The sequence below is a fragment of the Mesorhizobium sp. WSM4815 genome (genome assembly GCF_055811575.1).
Genome location: NZ_JBVVQS010000067.1, coordinates 12432 through 28166 on the forward strand (window position 1 = coordinate 12432; position 15735 = coordinate 28166).

Consider the following 15735-nt stretch of genomic DNA (forward strand, 5'->3'; position numbering starts at 1 on the left):
CGGCTGACCTTCGTCATTCGAGATAACGCCGGTTTTACGGCAATCCAAGGGTATGATGCTGCATAGCAAGCAATTGTGATCGGTGCCGCATGTCGCAGGCGGCGCGCGCCCAGACTGGCCTTGGCCAGACCCCGGGCCCAGGCCCCCAGGCCCGGCATTGTCCGGCACTGCCAAAAAGCTTGTATTTTGGCGGCGTTCGGGTTATGGACCGCGCCTGTTTTCCATCAAATCCAGGCATGAAAGGGGCAGCTCATGGCCCGCGTAACCGTTGAAGATTGCATCGACAAGGTCAACAACCGCTTCGAGCTCGTGCTTCTGGCCGGCCACCGCGCCCGTCAGATCAGCCAGGGCGCGCAGATCACCGTTCCTCGTGACAACGACAAGAATCCGGTCATCGCGCTGCGCGAGATCGCCGAGGAGACATTGTCGCCCGACGACCTCAAGGAAGACCTGATCCACTCGCTGCAGAAGCATGTCGAGGTCGACGAGCCGGAAGCCGACGGCGAGGCGATCGCCGACCAGACCGGTACCGCCGCTGCGGCAACCGACGCCGACGACACCGAGGACAACATCACCTTCGACCGCATGACCGAGGAAGACCTCCTGGCCGGCATCGAAGGTCTGGTGCCGCCGGAAAAAAGCGACGATTATTAATCTTCCCACCGGCCGCCGACACTTTCGCGCCGGCGGTTTCGTGGTTATCTATGACATGCGCCGTACGCCAGTGCGGCGCATGATTCATTTCAGCACTGCGAGATCCCGCCCATGATGCGTCAGTATGAGCTTGTCGAGCGCGTCCAGCGCTACAAGCCTGACGTCAACGAGGCGCTGCTCAACAAGGCCTATGTCTACGCCATGCAGAAGCATGGTCACCAGAAGCGCGCCTCCGGCGATCCCTATTTCTCGCATCCGCTCGAAGTCGCCGCCATCCTCACCGAAATGCACATGGATGAGGCGACCATCGCGGTTGCCTTGCTGCACGATACGATCGAGGACACCACGGCGACCAGGGCCGAGATCGACGAGCTGTTCGGTCCGGAAATGGGCAAGCTGGTCGAAGGCCTGACCAAGCTGAAGAAACTCGACCTCGTTTCCAAGAAGGCCGAGCAGGCGGAAAACCTGCGCAAGCTCTTGCTGGCGATATCGGAAGACGTTCGCGTGCTACTGGTCAAGCTTGCCGACCGCTTGCACAACATGCGCACGCTCGACCATGTCCCCGAAGCCAAGCGTCTGCGCATCGCCGAGGAAACGATGGATATCTATGCGCCGCTGGCCGGGCGCATGGGCATGCAAGGCATGCGCGAGGAGCTCGAGGAGATCGCCTTTCGCTTCATCAATCCCGAAGCCTACCGCGCCGTCACCGCGCGGCTCGCCGAAATCTTCGAGCGCAACAAGGATGTGCTGTCCGAGATCGAGAAGGCGCTATCCACGCTGTTCGACAAATATGCGATCAAGGCCGAGGTCAAGAGCCGCCAGAAGAAGCCGTGGTCGGTGTTCCGCAAGATGGAGGCCAAGGCGCTGTCCTTCGAGCAGCTGTCCGACATTTTCGGCTTTCGCGTCGTCGTCGATACCGTCGAGGACTGCTACCGGGCGCTCGGCGCCATCCACACGACGTGGTCGATGGTGCCCGGCCGCTTCAAGGACTACATCTCGACGCCGAAGCAGAACGACTACCGTTCGATCCACACCACCATCGTCGGACCGTCGCGGCAGCGCGTCGAGCTGCAGATCCGCACCTATCAGATGAACAAGATCGCCGAATATGGCGTTGCCGCACATTCGATCTACAAGGACAGCGGCGGCAAGGTGAACGGCACCGCCCACGCGATCTCGAAGGAGACCAACGCCTATGCCTGGCTGCGGCGCACCATCGAGCAGCTAGCCGAAGGCGACAATCCCGAGGACTTCCTCGAAAACACCAAGCTCGAGCTGTTCCAGGACCAGGTGTTCTGCTTCACGCCCAAGGGAATGCTGATCGCGCTGCCGCGCGGAGCCACGCCGATCGACTTCGCCTATGCGGTGCACACCGATGTCGGTGATACCTGCGTCGGGGCCAAGGTCAACGGCCGCATCATGCCGCTGATGACCGAGCTGAAGAATGGCGACGAGGTCGAGATCATCCGCTCCAAGGCGCAGGTGCCGCCGGCGGCGTGGGAATCGGTCGTCGTCACCGGCAAGGCGCGCTCGGCGATCCGCCGCGCCACCAAGAATGCCATCCGCAAGCAGTATTCGGGTCTCGGCATCCGCATACTGGAACGCGCCTTCGAACGGTCAGGCAAGATTTTTACCAAGGAAAGCTTGAAATCGGTGCTGCATCGGCTGGCACGAAAGGACATCGAGGATGTGCTGGCCTCTGTCGGCCGCGGCGAACTTGCCTCCACCGATGTCATCAAGGCGGTGTTTCCCGACTACAAGGACGAGCGCATCACGCTGGCGGCGCCCAAGCAGCGCGAGGAGGGCTGGTCGAAGATCCGCAACGCCGCCGGCATGCTGTTCCAGATTCCGGGCCGCGCCGCACGCAAGGACAAGGACCAGCCAAGGGACGGCGCCGTACCGATCCGCGGCGTGCGCGGCGACCTGCCGGTGCGCTTCGCGCCGGAAGGTGCTGTGCCCGGCGACCGCATCGTCGGCATCGTGCAGCCGGGGACCGGCATCACCATCTATCCGATCCAGTCGCCGGCGCTGCAGGCCTTCGACGACCAGCCAGAACGCTGGGTCGACGTGCGCTGGGACATAGACGAGCGCACCAAGGAGCGGTTTCCGGCGCGCGTCTCGGTCACCGCCATCAACGCGCCGGGCTCACTGGCCGACATTGCGCAGGTCGTTGCATCCAACGATGCCAACATCCATACATTGTCGATGGTGCGCACCGCGCCTGATTTCACCGAAATGCTGATCGATCTCGAAGTCTGGGACCTGAAGCACCTGAACCGGCTGCTGTCGCAGCTCAAGGACAATTCGAGCGTCAGCGACGCACGGCGCGTGAATGGGTGAATAGTGAATAGTGAATAGTGAATAGTGAATAGTGAATAGTGAATAGTGAATAGTGAAAGAAAGGTGCTCTCACTGCCGACCGCCAACTACTGACTACTGACCATTCACCATTCACCATTCACCACCATCCACACGGAGCGAACAATGAACACCGACGAAGTGCTGGGCGTTTTCCGTGAGGCCGGTGCCGTTCTCGAGGGGCATTTCATCCTGACTTCGGGCTTGCGTAGTCCGATCTTCCTGCAGAAGGCGCGGGTCTTCATGCATGCCGACAAGACCGAGCGCCTGTGCAAGGCGCTGGCCGAAAAAATCCGCGCTGCTGTGTCCGGCAGGATCGATTACGTCGTCGGCCCGGCGATCGGCGGGCTGATCCCGGCTTACGAGACCTCGCGCCATCTTGGCGCACCGGCGATCTGGGTCGAGCGGGAAGGGGGCGAGTTCAGGCTCCGCCGCTTCGAGATCGCCAGCGGGTCGCGCGTCGTCATCGTCGAGGACATCGTCACCACCGGCCTGTCGATCCGCGAGACCATCGACTGCCTGCGCGCGCTTGGCGCCGAGGTGGTTGCCGCTGCCTGCATCATCGACCGCTCGGCCGGCAAGACCGATGTCGGCGTGCCGCTGATCGCGCTAGCCGAATATGAGGTTCCGGCCTACCCGGCCGACAGGCTGCCGCCCGAGCTTGCCGCCATACCGCCTGTCAAGCCGGGCAGCCGCAACATATAAGGCATGTCGCCCAAAGCCACAGCTCAGGCCAGCTCCGCTTCCACAGGGCAGTCGAGGCAAGCGGTATAGTTGCAGAGCCGGCAAATACGGTATGCATGGTCCTCGGTGCTGACGAGCCCACGCAACAGCTTGGCGGCAAGGTTACCGAATTCCTGCAGCTCCTCCTGACTTAGAACAGCGAGCGCTGACGCGAGCCCTTTCTGGCGAGCAGAAAGAATAGCACTGCAGGTCGTCTCGCCCAAAGGAGTGAGCCTTAGCGCTACCGCGCGATGGTCGTCAGGCGCCGAGAACCGAGCCGCCAATCCCTCCGCGACCAGTCGATCGACCAGTCTGACGGTGCCCGAATGGGACAGTGACAATGCGCGGCGCAGCCTCTCGATCGACAGGCCCGGTACGTGACCAATGAGGGTGATCGCGGAAGCCGCTGGGCCGGGCTCCGGTGCTTTGGCCTGAGCGTCCCGCTGCAAAATGTCCGCAAAGGCGAGCGCTAGAGCGCCAATCACATTTTCAATCCTGGAATCGGTCATCGCCAAAAAATATATGCTCGGAGCATATACATCAAGGTCGAACTATTATATGCTTGGAGCATACAAATCGAAAGGAGAAGGCCATGTTTACCTCTGCAGCCGCCAACGCTCCGTTCGTGGCGCGCATCAATCAAGCTGGCTACCACCTTGCTGCCGTCGGTCGCGCGGTAACCCTTTTGGGGGTGGTGCTCCCTCTGCTGTTGATCGGCATTTTGAAATTTACTGCAATCGAGATCGAGGCGCTTAGGCCATTCGTCGAGAATACGCCTTGGCTGGCATGGCTCTATCCCGCATTCGGATTTGCGGGAGCCTCCTATTTCCTGGGCGTGGTCGAACTGGTCACAGCGCTTCTGCTGATAGCATCTGTCCGCAGCGTCTGGGCTGGCCTCGTGGGGGGTGCCATCGGTTCAGTCATCTTTGCGCTGACATCCTCGACAATGCTCACCCTGCCGATCTGGGAAACGGGATCCGGAGGGTTTCCTTTCCTCAACGGGTTAGGTGCCTTTCTGATCAAGGATGTCGCCTTGCTCGGAGTGAGCCTGGTCATATTGGGGAGCAGCCTTCAGCAACTCGTATCCGACCTCGGCCGAAAAATTGATCGTGGTGATGAACAACGCATCGAGAGGTGAAAGATGTCTCTACTCGCTATCTGGCGCAGGACGGACGAACCAGGGCACGATGTCGTGCAGCTAAAGCAGACAGATCTCGGCTGGCTCCTCAATGGAGCCGCTGTATACCTGTCGGATGCGGGCCCGGCACGCTTGGAATACACTGTGCAACTGGCCGAAGATTGGACGACCAAATCCGGCAGCGTTCGCGGGTTCATCGGTTCCCAGTCAGTTGATCTCACAATCATCCGCAACGAGACCGGCTGGACTGTCAATGGGCAGCGGCAGCCGGCGGTTCAGTCGATGGTGGACCTGGACTACAGCTTTACGCCGGCGACGAACCTGCAACAAATTCGCAGAATGAACCTGAAGGTCGGCGACAAGGCGGATTTTCCGGTGGCCTGGCTGGTGGCTGGCGTGTCGAGTTTGGTTGTTCTGCCGCAAACCTACCATCGTGTGAGTGAGACCGAGTACATCTACGAGGCTCCCACAGTGCCATACCGTGCTACGCTGCTCATTCCCGAGGCTGGCTTTGCCGAGGATTACCCCGACGGCTGGGTTTTCGAGACCGGCAACGCCGGCCGCGCACTATAGGATTGCGGCTGAAGCTTGGCGCTCGCAAGCTGACATCCATGCAACTTGCTGCTTCGGGGCAAGGCGAACCCGTCGCATTTGGTTACCTCCTGTGGCAGACCATCGCGGCAGCGATTCGTTGTCTTGGGACTTGGGTGTCGCTATATCGAAGCCTTGATTGCCTTCCGGCGTGCTTGAAGACCCGCTACCGGGTGGCCGGGGCCGGCGTATTGGATCAGGACAGGGACAGAGTGCTTTTTCGACGCCGCAAGCCTGATGGTCTTCTCGAGCGGGTGCGCACCTACGTATGGCCATGCCGCTCTTTCTCGCGCTCCATGCGCCTGACGAACAGAGCTGGAACGGCCGGACGGGAAGTTCCCGCTCAATGATCATTGGCATCGGCAGCGACCTGATCGATATCAGACGCATCGAAAAATCGTTGGAGCGCCATGGCCAGCGCTTCATCCAGCGTATCTACACCGAGGTCGAACAGGCCCGCTCCGAAAACCGCGGCGCCCGCGCCGCCTCTTATGCCAAGCGTTTTGCTGCCAAGGAGGCGTGCGCCAAGGCGCTGGGCACCGGTATGGCGCAAGGGGTGTTCTGGCGCGACATGGGCGTCGTCAATCTGGCTAGCGGCAAGCCGACCATGGCGTTGACCGGCGGGGCGGCGGCGCAGTTGGACAAGATCCTGCCTGAAGGGCACAGAGCGGCGATCCACCTCACCATCACCGATGATTTTCCGCTTGCTCAAGCCTTTGTGATAATCGAGGCGATGCCCGTCGAATAAGCGCCATATTGATCGCATCTGACCACCGGCATGACGTTGCCCAGCGCGCGCCGAGACTCTATACCAACCAACGCATAATCGAGGACGACATGAGCGTGGCTGAAAAATCCCAGAAGAAATCCGGCGGGCTTGGCGAAACCGTCAGCGTCATCGTCCAGGCGCTGTTGCTCGCTCTGGTCATCCGCACGCTTCTTTTCCAGCCATTTTCTATACCGTCCGGGTCGATGCGGCCGACCTTGCTCGAAGGCGACTATCTCTTCGTCACCAAATGGTCCTATGGCTTCTCGCGCTATTCGCTGCCGTTCGGGCCGGACCTGTTTTCGGGCCGCATCTGGGGCGCCGAGCCGAAGCGCGGCGACGTGGCGGTGTTCAAGTTCCCGCCGGACCCCTCCGTCGACTACATCAAGCGCGTCGTCGGCCTGCCGGGCGACAAGATCCAGGTCAAGGATGGCCAGCTCTTCATCAACGGCGTCGGCGTGCAGCGCCAGAAGGTCGGGCAGATCGACAATCGCGACATCACCGAGGAGAGCGGGCCGGTCGACGTCTATCGCGAGACATTGCCGAATGGCGTCAGCTATGACACGCTCGACCTGATACCCAACTCGATCGGTGACAACACCCAGGAGTTCGACGTGCCGCCCGGCCACTATTTCATGATGGGCGACAACAGAGACAATTCCTCGGACAGCCGCTTCACCGTCGGTTTCGTGCCCGACGAGAACCTGGTCGGTCGCGCCAACCTCATCTTCTTCTCGATCGGTGGCAGCGCCAGCCCGCTCGAAATCTGGAAATGGCCGTCGCAGATGCGCGCGTCGCGCCTGCTCCATTTCGTCAAATAGGTCATGGTGGCGACAAAACGGCTGACCGTCGACGCGCTCGCCGAAGCGCTCATGGAGCGCACCGGCCACGCCTTTGCCGATCGACTGCGCTTGCAGCGCGCGCTGACCCATGCCAGCGCCCGCAGCAGCCATGCCGGCATTGACTATGAGCGTTTCGAATTCCTGGGCGACCGCGTCCTCGGCCTGGTCGTCGCCGACATGCTGCTGGCGGCGTATCCTGACGCTGCCGAAGGTGAGCTGTCGCTCCGGCTCAACGCGCTGGTCAATGCCGAGGTGCTGGCGGACATCGCCGAGGAGATCGGCCTGCCGGAGCTGATCCGTGCCGGCTCGGACGTACGCGGCCTGGACGGGCGCAAACGCGTCAATCTGCGGGCTGATGCGCTGGAATCGCTGATCGCCGTGCTCTATCTCGACGGCGGGCTGGAGGCGGCCCGCGCCTTCATCCATAAATACTGGCGGCCGCGCTCGCAGGCCATCGGTGCCGCCCGCCGCGATGCCAAGACCGAACTGCAGGAATGGGCGCATCAGGCGGCAGGCGCCGTGCCGGTCTACATAATTGACAGCCGCGAGGGACCGGACCACGATCCGCTGTTCACCGTCAGCGTCAAGGTCGGCGCCTATCCGCCGGCGAGCGGCAGCGGGCGCTCCAAGCGCGAGGCCGAGCAAGCCGCCGCGACCGCACTGCTGTTGCGCGAAGGCGTCTGGCTAAACAAGGGGAGCGCGGCATGACCGCCACCGAAGACGTCCCGCCGCCGGCAACAGAAGCCGCCACCACGCATTCTGGCTTCGTCGCGTTGATCGGCGCGCCCAATGCGGGGAAATCGACGCTGGTCAACCAACTGGTCGGCGCCAAGGTGTCGATCGTCACCCACAAGGTGCAGACGACGCGCGCCATCGTGCGCGGCATCGCCATCCACAATAACGCACAGATCGTCTTCGTCGACACGCCGGGCATCTTCAAGCCGAAGCGGCGGTTGGACACGGCGATGGTGACGACCGCCTGGGGCGGCGCCAAGGACGCCGACATCGTGCTGCTGCTGATCGACGCCGAGCGCGGCATCAGGGGCGACGCCGACGCGATCCTCGAACGGCTGAAGGATGTCCGCCAGCCGATGGTGCTGATCCTCAACAAGGTCGACCGGGTCAAGCCCGAGGCGCTGCTGGCCCTGTCCGCGGCAGCGAATGAAAGAGTGCCGTTCAAGCGCACCTTCATGGTCTCGGCGCTAACCGGGTCGGGCTGCAAGGACGTGCTCGACTATCTCTCGGAAACCCTGCCTGCCGGCCCCTGGTATTACCCGGAAGACCAGATCTCCGACCTGCCGATGCGTCAGCTGGCGGCCGAGATCACCCGCGAAAAGCTCTATCTCAGGCTGCATCAGGAACTGCCCTATTCCTCCCATATCGAGACCGAGAAATGGGAAGAGAAGAAGGACGGCTCGGTGCGCATCGACCAGACCATCTATGTCGAACGTGACAGCCAGAAGAAGATCGTGCTCGGGCACAAGGGCGAGACGATCCGTGCCATCGGCCAGGCGGCACGCATGGAGATATCCGGTATCCTCGAACAGAAGGTGCATCTTTTCCTGTTCGTCAAGGTGCGCGAGAACTGGGGCGACGACCCCGAGCGCTATCGCGAGATGGGGCTGGAGTTTCCGCATTAGAGCATGGTCCCGAAAAGTGGGACCCGGTTTTCGCAAAAGATCATGCTTGAACAAGAAGTCACTATCGACACAGCCCTCGTGAGCCGGTTGGTCGCCACGCAATTTCCTCGATGGAAGGATCTTGCTGTCCGGCCGGTTGCATCAGGCGGATGGGACAACAGGACTTTTCATCTCGGAGACCATATGCTGGTGAGGCTGCCGAGTGCGGCCGCCTATGCCTTGCAGGTCGAAAAGGAACATCGCTGGCTGCCAAGGCTTGCGCCTCTGCTGCCGCTGCCTGTCCCTGTCCCGCTGGCGATGGGAGCCCCGGCCGACGAGTATCCCTGGCATTGGTCCGTCTACCGCTGGATCGAGGGCGAGACGGCGACGCTGGAGCGTATTGCCAGCCTGCCGCAATTCGCGGCCGGCCTGGCGCAATTCCTGGTCGCCCTGCAACGGGTCGATCCCGCCGGTGGACCGGCGCCAGGGCAGCACAACTTTTTTCGCGGCGGACCACTGAGCGTCTACGACGGTGAGACCCGGCAAGCAATTGCAGCCCTCGACGGCAGGATCGACACGGTCGCCGCGAGTGCGGTGTGGGAAGCAGCGCTTGCCGCGACATGGCACGGCGCGCCCGTCTGGTTCCACGGTGACGTCAGTTGGGGAAACCTGTTGGTCAGGCAAGGCGGCTTGAGCGCCGTGATCGACTTCGGGACTTCGGGCGTCGGCGATCCCTCGTGCGATTTGGCGATTGCGTGGACGCTCTTCGAAGGAAAAAGCCGAGAGGTGTTTCGCGCCGGTCTTCAGGCCGATGAGGCTACCTGGGCGCGGGGCCGTGGCTGGACGTTATGGAAAGCGCTGATTACGGTCGCCGGCCATATAGACATCAATCCAATCGAGGTTGAAAAGTCGCGACGCGTGATCGATGAAGTGCTTGCCGATCACCTCCGCGCGGATCGCCGCGGAGGGCACCGACACAGCGCCTGAAAAACTTGATTTCGCCACCGAAGCGGTGACAAGCTGCGTTCATGGAATGGCGCGACGAGGGAATTATTCTCGGCACCCGCAAGCATGGCGAAACCAGCGCCATTCTTGAGGTCATGACGCGTGCGCACGGCCGCCACCTCGGTCTTGTGCGCGGCGGCCGCTCGCGCAAGCAGCAGCCGGTTCTGCAGCCCGGCAACCGCGTCGACCTGTTGTGGCGGGCGCGGCTCGACGAACATCTTGGCACCTTCCAGGCCGAGGCGATCGAGATGAACGCCGCCCGGCTGATGGACAGCGCCGTCGCCATCTATGGGCTGCAGACCATGGCGGCGCATCTGCGCCTGCTGCCCGAGCGCGACGCGCATGACGGCCTCTACGAGACGCTGGCCGTGATGATCGCCCATCTCGACGATGCGGACGCCGCCGGCGAACTAGTGGCGCGTTTCGAATTGCTGATTCTCGACGAACTCGGCTTCGGCCTCGATCTCAGCCAGTGTGCCGCGACCGGCGCCAGGCAGGACCTTGCCTATGTCTCGCCGAAGTCCGGGCGCGCCGTGTCGCGCCAGGCCGGCGCGCCATGGCGCGACAAGATGCTGGTGCTCCCCGCATTCCTGCAGCGCGGCTCCGGGCTGCGCGCCGATCCGGCGGCGATCGAGGACGCCTTCCGGCTGACCGGCTTCTTTTTTGCCCGCCATGTCTACGAGCCGCGCGGTATCGAGGCGCCCGGTGCCCGCACCGGCTTCCTCGCCGCCTTGCGCAAGCACCACGCGGCGGGCAAGGTGGTCGCCGGAGAAACCATTACATGAGCGAAGTGGAACTCTATCCCGGCCGGGTGTCGCCGCTCGGCCTCGGCACCATTCCGCACGGCGACATTCTCGAGTATACCGGCCTGGAATTGCTCCAGCGCATCATCGACAACAAATACCCGGCGCCACCGATTTCCTTCCAGCTCAGTTTCGACCTGACCGAAGTGTCGGAAGGACGCGCGGTGTTCCGCGGCATGCCAAACGAGCGCTATCTCAATCCGCTGGGCGGTGTGCATGGCGGCTGGGCTGCGACGCTGCTGGATTCGGCTCTTGCCTGCGCGGTGCAGACGCTGCTCGAAAAGGGCGAGGCCTATACCACGGCGGAGTTCAAGGTGAACCTGACGCGGCCGATCACGCCGAAGACCGGCGAAGTGGTGTGCGAGGGCAAAGTGGTGCACAGGGGCCGCACACTGGCGGTTTCGGAAGCAACGCTGAAGGATGCCAATGGCAAGCTGCTGGCGTTCGGCACTGAAACATGCTCGATCTTTCCGGCCGCCAATCTGGCGGCGGGCTGACTCGGCTGGCCGTCTGGCCGCCGTATTTGTCGGTCACTACTGGCTTGGTTTGGGGGAACCGGCATGTTCGAAAGCCTGATCGGCCTCGTCGCGATCATCGCGCTGTTCGTCATTATCTGGCGCCAGCAGAGCCGCATCGGCCTGATCGAGCGCGAACTTGGTGCGCTGCGCAGCCTCGTGCTTTCGGGCGTCCATGTTGGCCCGCCGCAGGCCAAGCCGGTAGAACAGCCCGCAAACGACAGCATGCCGGCAGACGCGGCAGTTGCGGCCGTCACCGACATTGCCCCGCCATCGGCGGCGGGCGAGGCTGAGGAAAAGCCGCCCACGCAGGTTGAAGCCGGAGAGGCTGCATCCGGACCGTGGGCTGCGGGTGAAGCGGCGCCGGCTGGGCCTGCACCTGCGCCACCGGCCGCAGCGACGGCGAAAGCGGCCCAAAAACCCGACATTGAAACGGCGCTCGGCACCCGCTGGGCGGTCTGGGTCGGCGGCATCGCGCTAGCGCTGGGCGGGCTGTTTCTGATCCGCTACACCATCGAGGCCGGCATTTTCGGTCCCGGCGTGCGGCTGAGCATGGCAGCAATGCTCGGGCTGGTGCTGGTCGCCGTCGGCGAGTTCATCCGCCGTACCGGCTTCAAGGTGCCGGTGCAGGGAGTCGCCGGCGCCTATATTCCGGCGATCCTGACGGCGGCCGGTGCTTTCATCCTGTTCGGCACGGTTTATGCCGCGCATGGCGTCTACGGCTTCATCGGGCCGGCGCTCGCCTTCACGCTGCTCGGCGCCATCGGTGTGGCGACGATCGCAGCAGCCCTCGTCCATGGCCAGGCGCTGGCCGGCGTCGGCCTGCTCGGCGCGGTGGTGACGCCCATGTTGGTCGCCTCGCAGGCGCCGAATCTTTGGGCGCTGTTCGGCTATTTGGCGATTGTGCTCGCCGCTACTGGCGTGATCGCCCGCCTGCGCGACTGGAAATTGCTGATGGCGGCAGCGTTCGTTGGCACCGGCCTGTGGACCATTCTTTACATGACCGATGCGCCGGGCACCAACCTGCCTGTCATCCTCTTTATCAACGCGGTGACCCTGGCCGTGCTCGCCCTCGTCTGGCTCGGCCGTCGCGGTGGCGAAGCAGGACCCGCCAGTGGCTTCGACTGGCCATCGGTCGCGCCTGGCTTCTTCGTCGGCCTTTCGGCGATGGCGCTGTTCGTCGACCCCGCATACGCTGCCGGCGATGCTCTGCCGGGAGCAGCCCTTATCGCAGCCCTGGTCGCGGTGGCGCTCTACCGGCCGCTGGCGCTGGCGCTTCTGCACGCCGCAGGGCTGGCGACGGTTCTGGTCTATCTCGGCATCATTCCGCCAACCTCTGTCGTTTCAGACTTTTCAGGTGGCGCTCTCGGCAGCGATGGCCTGCCGGCGGCAGTTGCCGATACGCTGATGCTCAGGATCGGCATCGTTCTCGGACTTGTGTTCATCGCAGCCGGCTTCTGGGCAGCGCGCAAATTTGCTGCATCGGCTCACGTCCGCGCCGCCTCATGGGCGGCATGGGGCGTTGTCGCACCGCTGGTCATTCTGTTGGCGCTCTGGTTCACCTTCGGCAATCTCGACCGCGATCTTGCCTACGCGGCGGTTGCAGCCATTCTGGTGGGGGTCTTCGCCACCGGCGGCGAGTGGATTGCGCGCGGTGAACAGCCGCCGCTGCAGGGCGGTGCGGCCGTCTCGTTCGCGCTTGGCGGGGCAGCAGTCGCTGCCTTGCTGATGCTCTACATGGCCTTTGGGTCCGGCTGGACGACCATGCTTCTGGGTGCCGCGGCCATCGTGCCGGCGCTGGCCACCCGCTGGCGCGCCTACCCGGCGCTCGGCTGGATTTCGGTCGCTGCGGTCATCGCGGTGCTCGGCCGCATCGCCTTCGATCCGACAATCGTCGGTGCTGAATTCCTGTCGAGGACGCCGGTGTTCAACTGGCTGCTGCCGGGCTACGGCGTGCCGGCGCTTGCCTTCGGCTTCGCCGCCTGGCAACTCGCCCGCACCACAAACGGCCGGCCACGCCTCGCCATGGAAGCGGGCGCAGCACTGTTTGCTGTGCTCACGGTTGCCATATTGGTGCGCCATGCCATGCATGGCGGCGTCATCGACATGGGTGCTGCGACGCTCGCCGAGCAGGCGATCTACACGCTGATCGCCATCGGCGCCGGCGCCATCCTGGTCGCCGTCGACATGCGCTCGCCAAGCTTGGTGCAGCGCTATGGTTCGCTTGCCGCGGGCGTCGTCTCGGTCGCCTTCATCGTCATCCAGCATTTTGTGGCGCTGAACCCGCTGTTTACCGACGAATCGACTGGCCGGATCCCGGTGTTCAACCTGCTGTTCCTCGCCTATCTCTTGCCGGCCCTCGCTGCCGGGGGGCTCGCGCTTTACGCACGTGACAAGCGGCCGAAATGGTATGCCGCGATGCTGGCGCTGGTGGCGGCGCTGCTCGCCTTCGTCTATGCGACGCTATCGGTGCGGCGGCTATTCAAGGGCGAGTTCATCGGCCTGTGGAGCGGCCTCGGCCAGCTCGAGACCTACACCTATTCCGCGCTGTGGCTGATCATCGGCGTGGCGCTGCTAACCGCCGGCGTCTGGCTGAAGTCGCAGGTGCTGCGCGTTGCGTCGGCCGCCCTGATCTCGGTCGCTGTCTTGAAGGTGTTCCTCTTCGACATGTCGGAACTGGAAGGCGTACTGAGGGCGCTGTCCTTCATCGGCCTCGGCGCGGTGCTGATCGGCATCGGCCTGTTTTATCAGCGACTGCTGACAAGAGCGGCGAGAGGAACCTAAGGGATCGTCTGTTTGAATGTCCAATAAAATGGAATAGTTGAAGGTTCAGCAGGAGATATTCAAAAGTGCCTCTCTATATTCGCGACAAAGAAGTGGATGCGCTGGCCGCAAAATTGCAGTGCGAGATCAACGCTGCCAGTAAAACGGAAGCAGTGCGGATTGCACTTTTGCATGAACTTGAGCGTAACCACGCCCGCAAGCCTTTGCGTGACAGGATTGCGGTGTGGCAGGAGAAGTGTGCCGCGTTGGGGCCATCCGACCCCAACTTCGACATGAAGGCATTCACCGACGAGGCATGGGGAGACTGACGTTGGCGAGCCCGATCCGGGCGGTTCAACTGTGAGTGCCAATACGGCGTGGGATATTCCGCAGCGCTGGGGGATGCGAAGGAACTCGACGGCTCGATTGTAGATCGCTGCGCTTTCCCGCACATGCCACGACTCTGCCCTCCCTCTCAATCCCACCGGGAATAAACCAGTCCGCGCCAGCGTTATCTTGTTGCTTGGGTGACCGGGGCGGCGGACCGCTTCGCGCTGGCCGCTTGCGCCGCGCCGTGAAGGCGCGTTCAATCGGATGAACAAGGGCGACCTCAGAACCAGCGGTCATGGACGAAAAAAAGGCAGCAATCCTGAGCGAGATACCACGCCTGCGCCGTTATGCGCGCTCGCTGCTGCGCGATCGCGATTCCGCCGACGATCTCGTTCAGGACTGTCTCGAACGGGCGCTTGTGCGGCTCGACAATTGGCAGACTGGAGAAAGCCCCAGGAGGTGGCTGTTTACGATCATGCATCATTTGTTCATCGACCAGATGCGCAAGGTGAACCGGCGCGGCGAAGCAGCGATCCTGCCGCTGGAAGCGCGCGAGGCGCAGGCAGCGCCCGCTGAGCAGGTGGAGAGCATCGCCTCGCGCGAGATCATCGACGCGTTGCAGGCGATCAGCCCCGATCGGCGCGCAGCACTGGTCATGGTCGCCATCGAAGGCTTTTCCTATGCCGAGGCCGCCAACATCCTCGGCGTTCCGGCCGGCACGCTGATGTCGCGCATCGCGCGCGGGCGTGACGAATTGCGCGGGTTGCTGGATGATGCCGCGCGTCGCCGGGCGATAAGGATCGTGGAGAAATGACCCGGCGCGACTTTTCCGAACGCGACATCCATATGGCCCTCGATGACGAGCTGCCGGTTGACGAGCGCGTGGCTTATGATGCCTGGCTCGAGGCCAATCCTGAAATGAAGGCGAGGAGCGTCCGCTATGTCGCCGACCGCGCAGCGCTGCGCGCCGCCTTCGTCGGCGTGCTCGACGAGCCGGTGCCGGCGCGGTTGCAAAATATCGTGTTCGGTGAGGCGCCGGTCAAGACGGCGGCATCGCGCTCGCGCTGGTGGCGGGCGGCTGCCGCAGCGGCGATGCTGGCCATTGGCGGCGTTGGCGGTTATGTCGCCGGCATCGACCATCTCGGTCTGGAAGACCCGGTCGAGGACCAACTCGCCGAACAGGCGATCGCAGCCCATGTCCTCTATGCCGCCGAGCAACGGCATGCGGTGGAAGTGCCGGCCAGCGACAAGGATCATCTGCAGAACTGGCTGTCCAATAGGGTCGGCCTGAAGCTGGTCGCACCGGATCTGGCGGCGCAAGGATTCCAGCTCGTCGGCGGTCGGCTGCTGCCCGCTGGCGAGAGCAAGGCCGCGATGTTGCTTTATGAGGACGCCAAGGGCGAGCGCATCTCGCTGTTCGTCACAGCGGAATCGGCCGAGAAGACCAAGGGCACTTATGGAGCGGAAGAAGACGGCCCCGAGGCGATCTACTGGTTGGACAAGGGCTATGGCTGCGCCGTCGTCGGCTCGCTGCCGCGCGCGCAGCTGACTGCAGTGGCGAAGAGCGCCTACAGCCAGCTTGTCGCCGGGCTTGCCGGCTGAGCTGCGCTGTTTTTCAAAGCTTGCGT

General features: G+C 63.2%; 17 protein-coding genes. 16 read left to right on the forward strand and 1 reads right to left on the reverse strand.

Annotated features, from left to right (window positions below; translation table 11 throughout):
• Nucleotides 1-252: 252 nt before the first annotated feature.
• The 3 genes from rpoZ to pyrE all read left to right on the forward strand — a co-directional run bounded on the left by rpoZ (nucleotide 253) and on the right by pyrE (nucleotide 3717).
• Nucleotides 253-654 (forward strand): DNA-directed RNA polymerase subunit omega, encoded by a 402-nt coding sequence (gene rpoZ / locus AC0L2B_RS01505; protein ID WP_023800772.1) that lies wholly within the window; start codon nucleotides 253-255, stop codon nucleotides 652-654.
• 111 nt (nucleotides 655-765) lie between these two features.
• Nucleotides 766-2994, forward strand: a complete 2229-nt coding sequence (locus AC0L2B_RS01510) for a RelA/SpoT family protein (protein WP_473743876.1) — start codon at nucleotides 766-768, stop codon at nucleotides 2992-2994.
• A gap of 144 nt (nucleotides 2995-3138) precedes the next feature.
• Nucleotides 3139-3717, forward strand: a complete 579-nt coding sequence (gene pyrE / locus AC0L2B_RS01515; RefSeq protein ID WP_473743877.1) for an orotate phosphoribosyltransferase — start codon at nucleotides 3139-3141, stop codon at nucleotides 3715-3717.
• 23 nt (nucleotides 3718-3740) lie between these two features.
• Here pyrE and AC0L2B_RS01520 read toward each other — a convergent pair whose 3' ends face one another.
• Nucleotides 3741-4244, reverse strand: a complete 504-nt coding sequence (locus AC0L2B_RS01520) for a MarR family winged helix-turn-helix transcriptional regulator (RefSeq protein WP_023800768.1) — start codon at nucleotides 4242-4244, stop codon at nucleotides 3741-3743.
• Nucleotides 4245-4327: 83 nt separating this feature from the next.
• Between AC0L2B_RS01520 and AC0L2B_RS01525 the strand changes: the two genes are divergently transcribed.
• The 13 genes from AC0L2B_RS01525 to AC0L2B_RS01585 all read left to right on the forward strand — a co-directional run bounded on the left by AC0L2B_RS01525 (nucleotide 4328) and on the right by AC0L2B_RS01585 (nucleotide 15709).
• Nucleotides 4328-4873: a DUF417 family protein gene (locus tag AC0L2B_RS01525; RefSeq protein WP_473743879.1), complete on the forward strand. Its 546-nt coding sequence runs from the start codon at nucleotides 4328-4330 to the stop codon at nucleotides 4871-4873.
• Nucleotides 4874-4876: 3 nt separating this feature from the next.
• Entirely contained in the window at nucleotides 4877-5446 is a 570-nt protein-coding gene (locus AC0L2B_RS01530; protein ID WP_473743881.1) for a putative glycolipid-binding domain-containing protein, read from the forward strand.
• A gap of 364 nt (nucleotides 5447-5810) precedes the next feature.
• Entirely contained in the window at nucleotides 5811-6212 is a 402-nt protein-coding gene (acpS, locus tag AC0L2B_RS01535; protein ID WP_023800765.1) for a holo-ACP synthase, read from the forward strand.
• Nucleotides 6213-6301: 89 nt separating this feature from the next.
• The gene (gene lepB / locus AC0L2B_RS01540; RefSeq protein ID WP_287064369.1) at nucleotides 6302-7051 is read left to right on the forward strand and encodes a signal peptidase I; all 750 of its coding nucleotides are present in this window, start codon (nucleotides 6302-6304) and stop codon (nucleotides 7049-7051) included.
• A gap of 3 nt (nucleotides 7052-7054) precedes the next feature.
• Complete coding sequence (gene rnc, locus AC0L2B_RS01545) at nucleotides 7055-7780, forward strand: ribonuclease III (protein WP_128170822.1); 726 nt, start codon at nucleotides 7055-7057, stop codon at nucleotides 7778-7780.
• The gene (gene era / locus AC0L2B_RS01550; RefSeq protein ID WP_473743884.1) at nucleotides 7777-8712 is read left to right on the forward strand and encodes a GTPase Era; all 936 of its coding nucleotides are present in this window, start codon (nucleotides 7777-7779) and stop codon (nucleotides 8710-8712) included. The genes rnc and era overlap by 4 nt, the downstream gene beginning before the upstream one ends.
• A 42-nt stretch (nucleotides 8713-8754) precedes the next feature.
• A complete protein-coding gene (locus AC0L2B_RS01555; protein WP_473743886.1) occupies nucleotides 8755-9678 on the forward strand; it encodes an aminoglycoside phosphotransferase family protein in 924 nt (307 codons plus the stop codon).
• A gap of 41 nt (nucleotides 9679-9719) precedes the next feature.
• Complete coding sequence (gene recO / locus AC0L2B_RS01560; protein ID WP_473743887.1) at nucleotides 9720-10481, forward strand: DNA repair protein RecO; 762 nt, start codon at nucleotides 9720-9722, stop codon at nucleotides 10479-10481.
• Nucleotides 10478-10996 carry a PaaI family thioesterase gene (locus AC0L2B_RS01565; protein WP_473743889.1) on the forward strand — a complete coding sequence of 173 codons (519 nt, stop codon included), beginning with the start codon at nucleotides 10478-10480 and terminating at the stop codon, nucleotides 10994-10996. Before recO ends, AC0L2B_RS01565 begins: the two co-directional genes overlap by 4 nt.
• 63 nt (nucleotides 10997-11059) lie before the next feature.
• Nucleotides 11060-13798: a DUF2339 domain-containing protein gene (locus AC0L2B_RS01570; RefSeq protein ID WP_473743891.1), complete on the forward strand. Its 2739-nt coding sequence runs from the start codon at nucleotides 11060-11062 to the stop codon at nucleotides 13796-13798.
• A 65-nt stretch (nucleotides 13799-13863) separates the two neighbouring features.
• Entirely contained in the window at nucleotides 13864-14106 is a 243-nt protein-coding gene (locus AC0L2B_RS01575) for a type II toxin-antitoxin system VapB family antitoxin (RefSeq protein WP_473743892.1), read from the forward strand.
• Nucleotides 14107-14402: 296 nt separating this feature from the next.
• The gene (locus AC0L2B_RS01580) at nucleotides 14403-14921 is read left to right on the forward strand and encodes a sigma-70 family RNA polymerase sigma factor (protein ID WP_473743893.1); all 519 of its coding nucleotides are present in this window, start codon (nucleotides 14403-14405) and stop codon (nucleotides 14919-14921) included.
• A complete protein-coding gene (locus AC0L2B_RS01585) occupies nucleotides 14918-15709 on the forward strand; it encodes an anti-sigma factor family protein (protein ID WP_473743895.1) in 792 nt (263 codons plus the stop codon). Before AC0L2B_RS01580 ends, AC0L2B_RS01585 begins: the two co-directional genes overlap by 4 nt.
• Nucleotides 15710-15735: the final 26 nt, after the last annotated feature.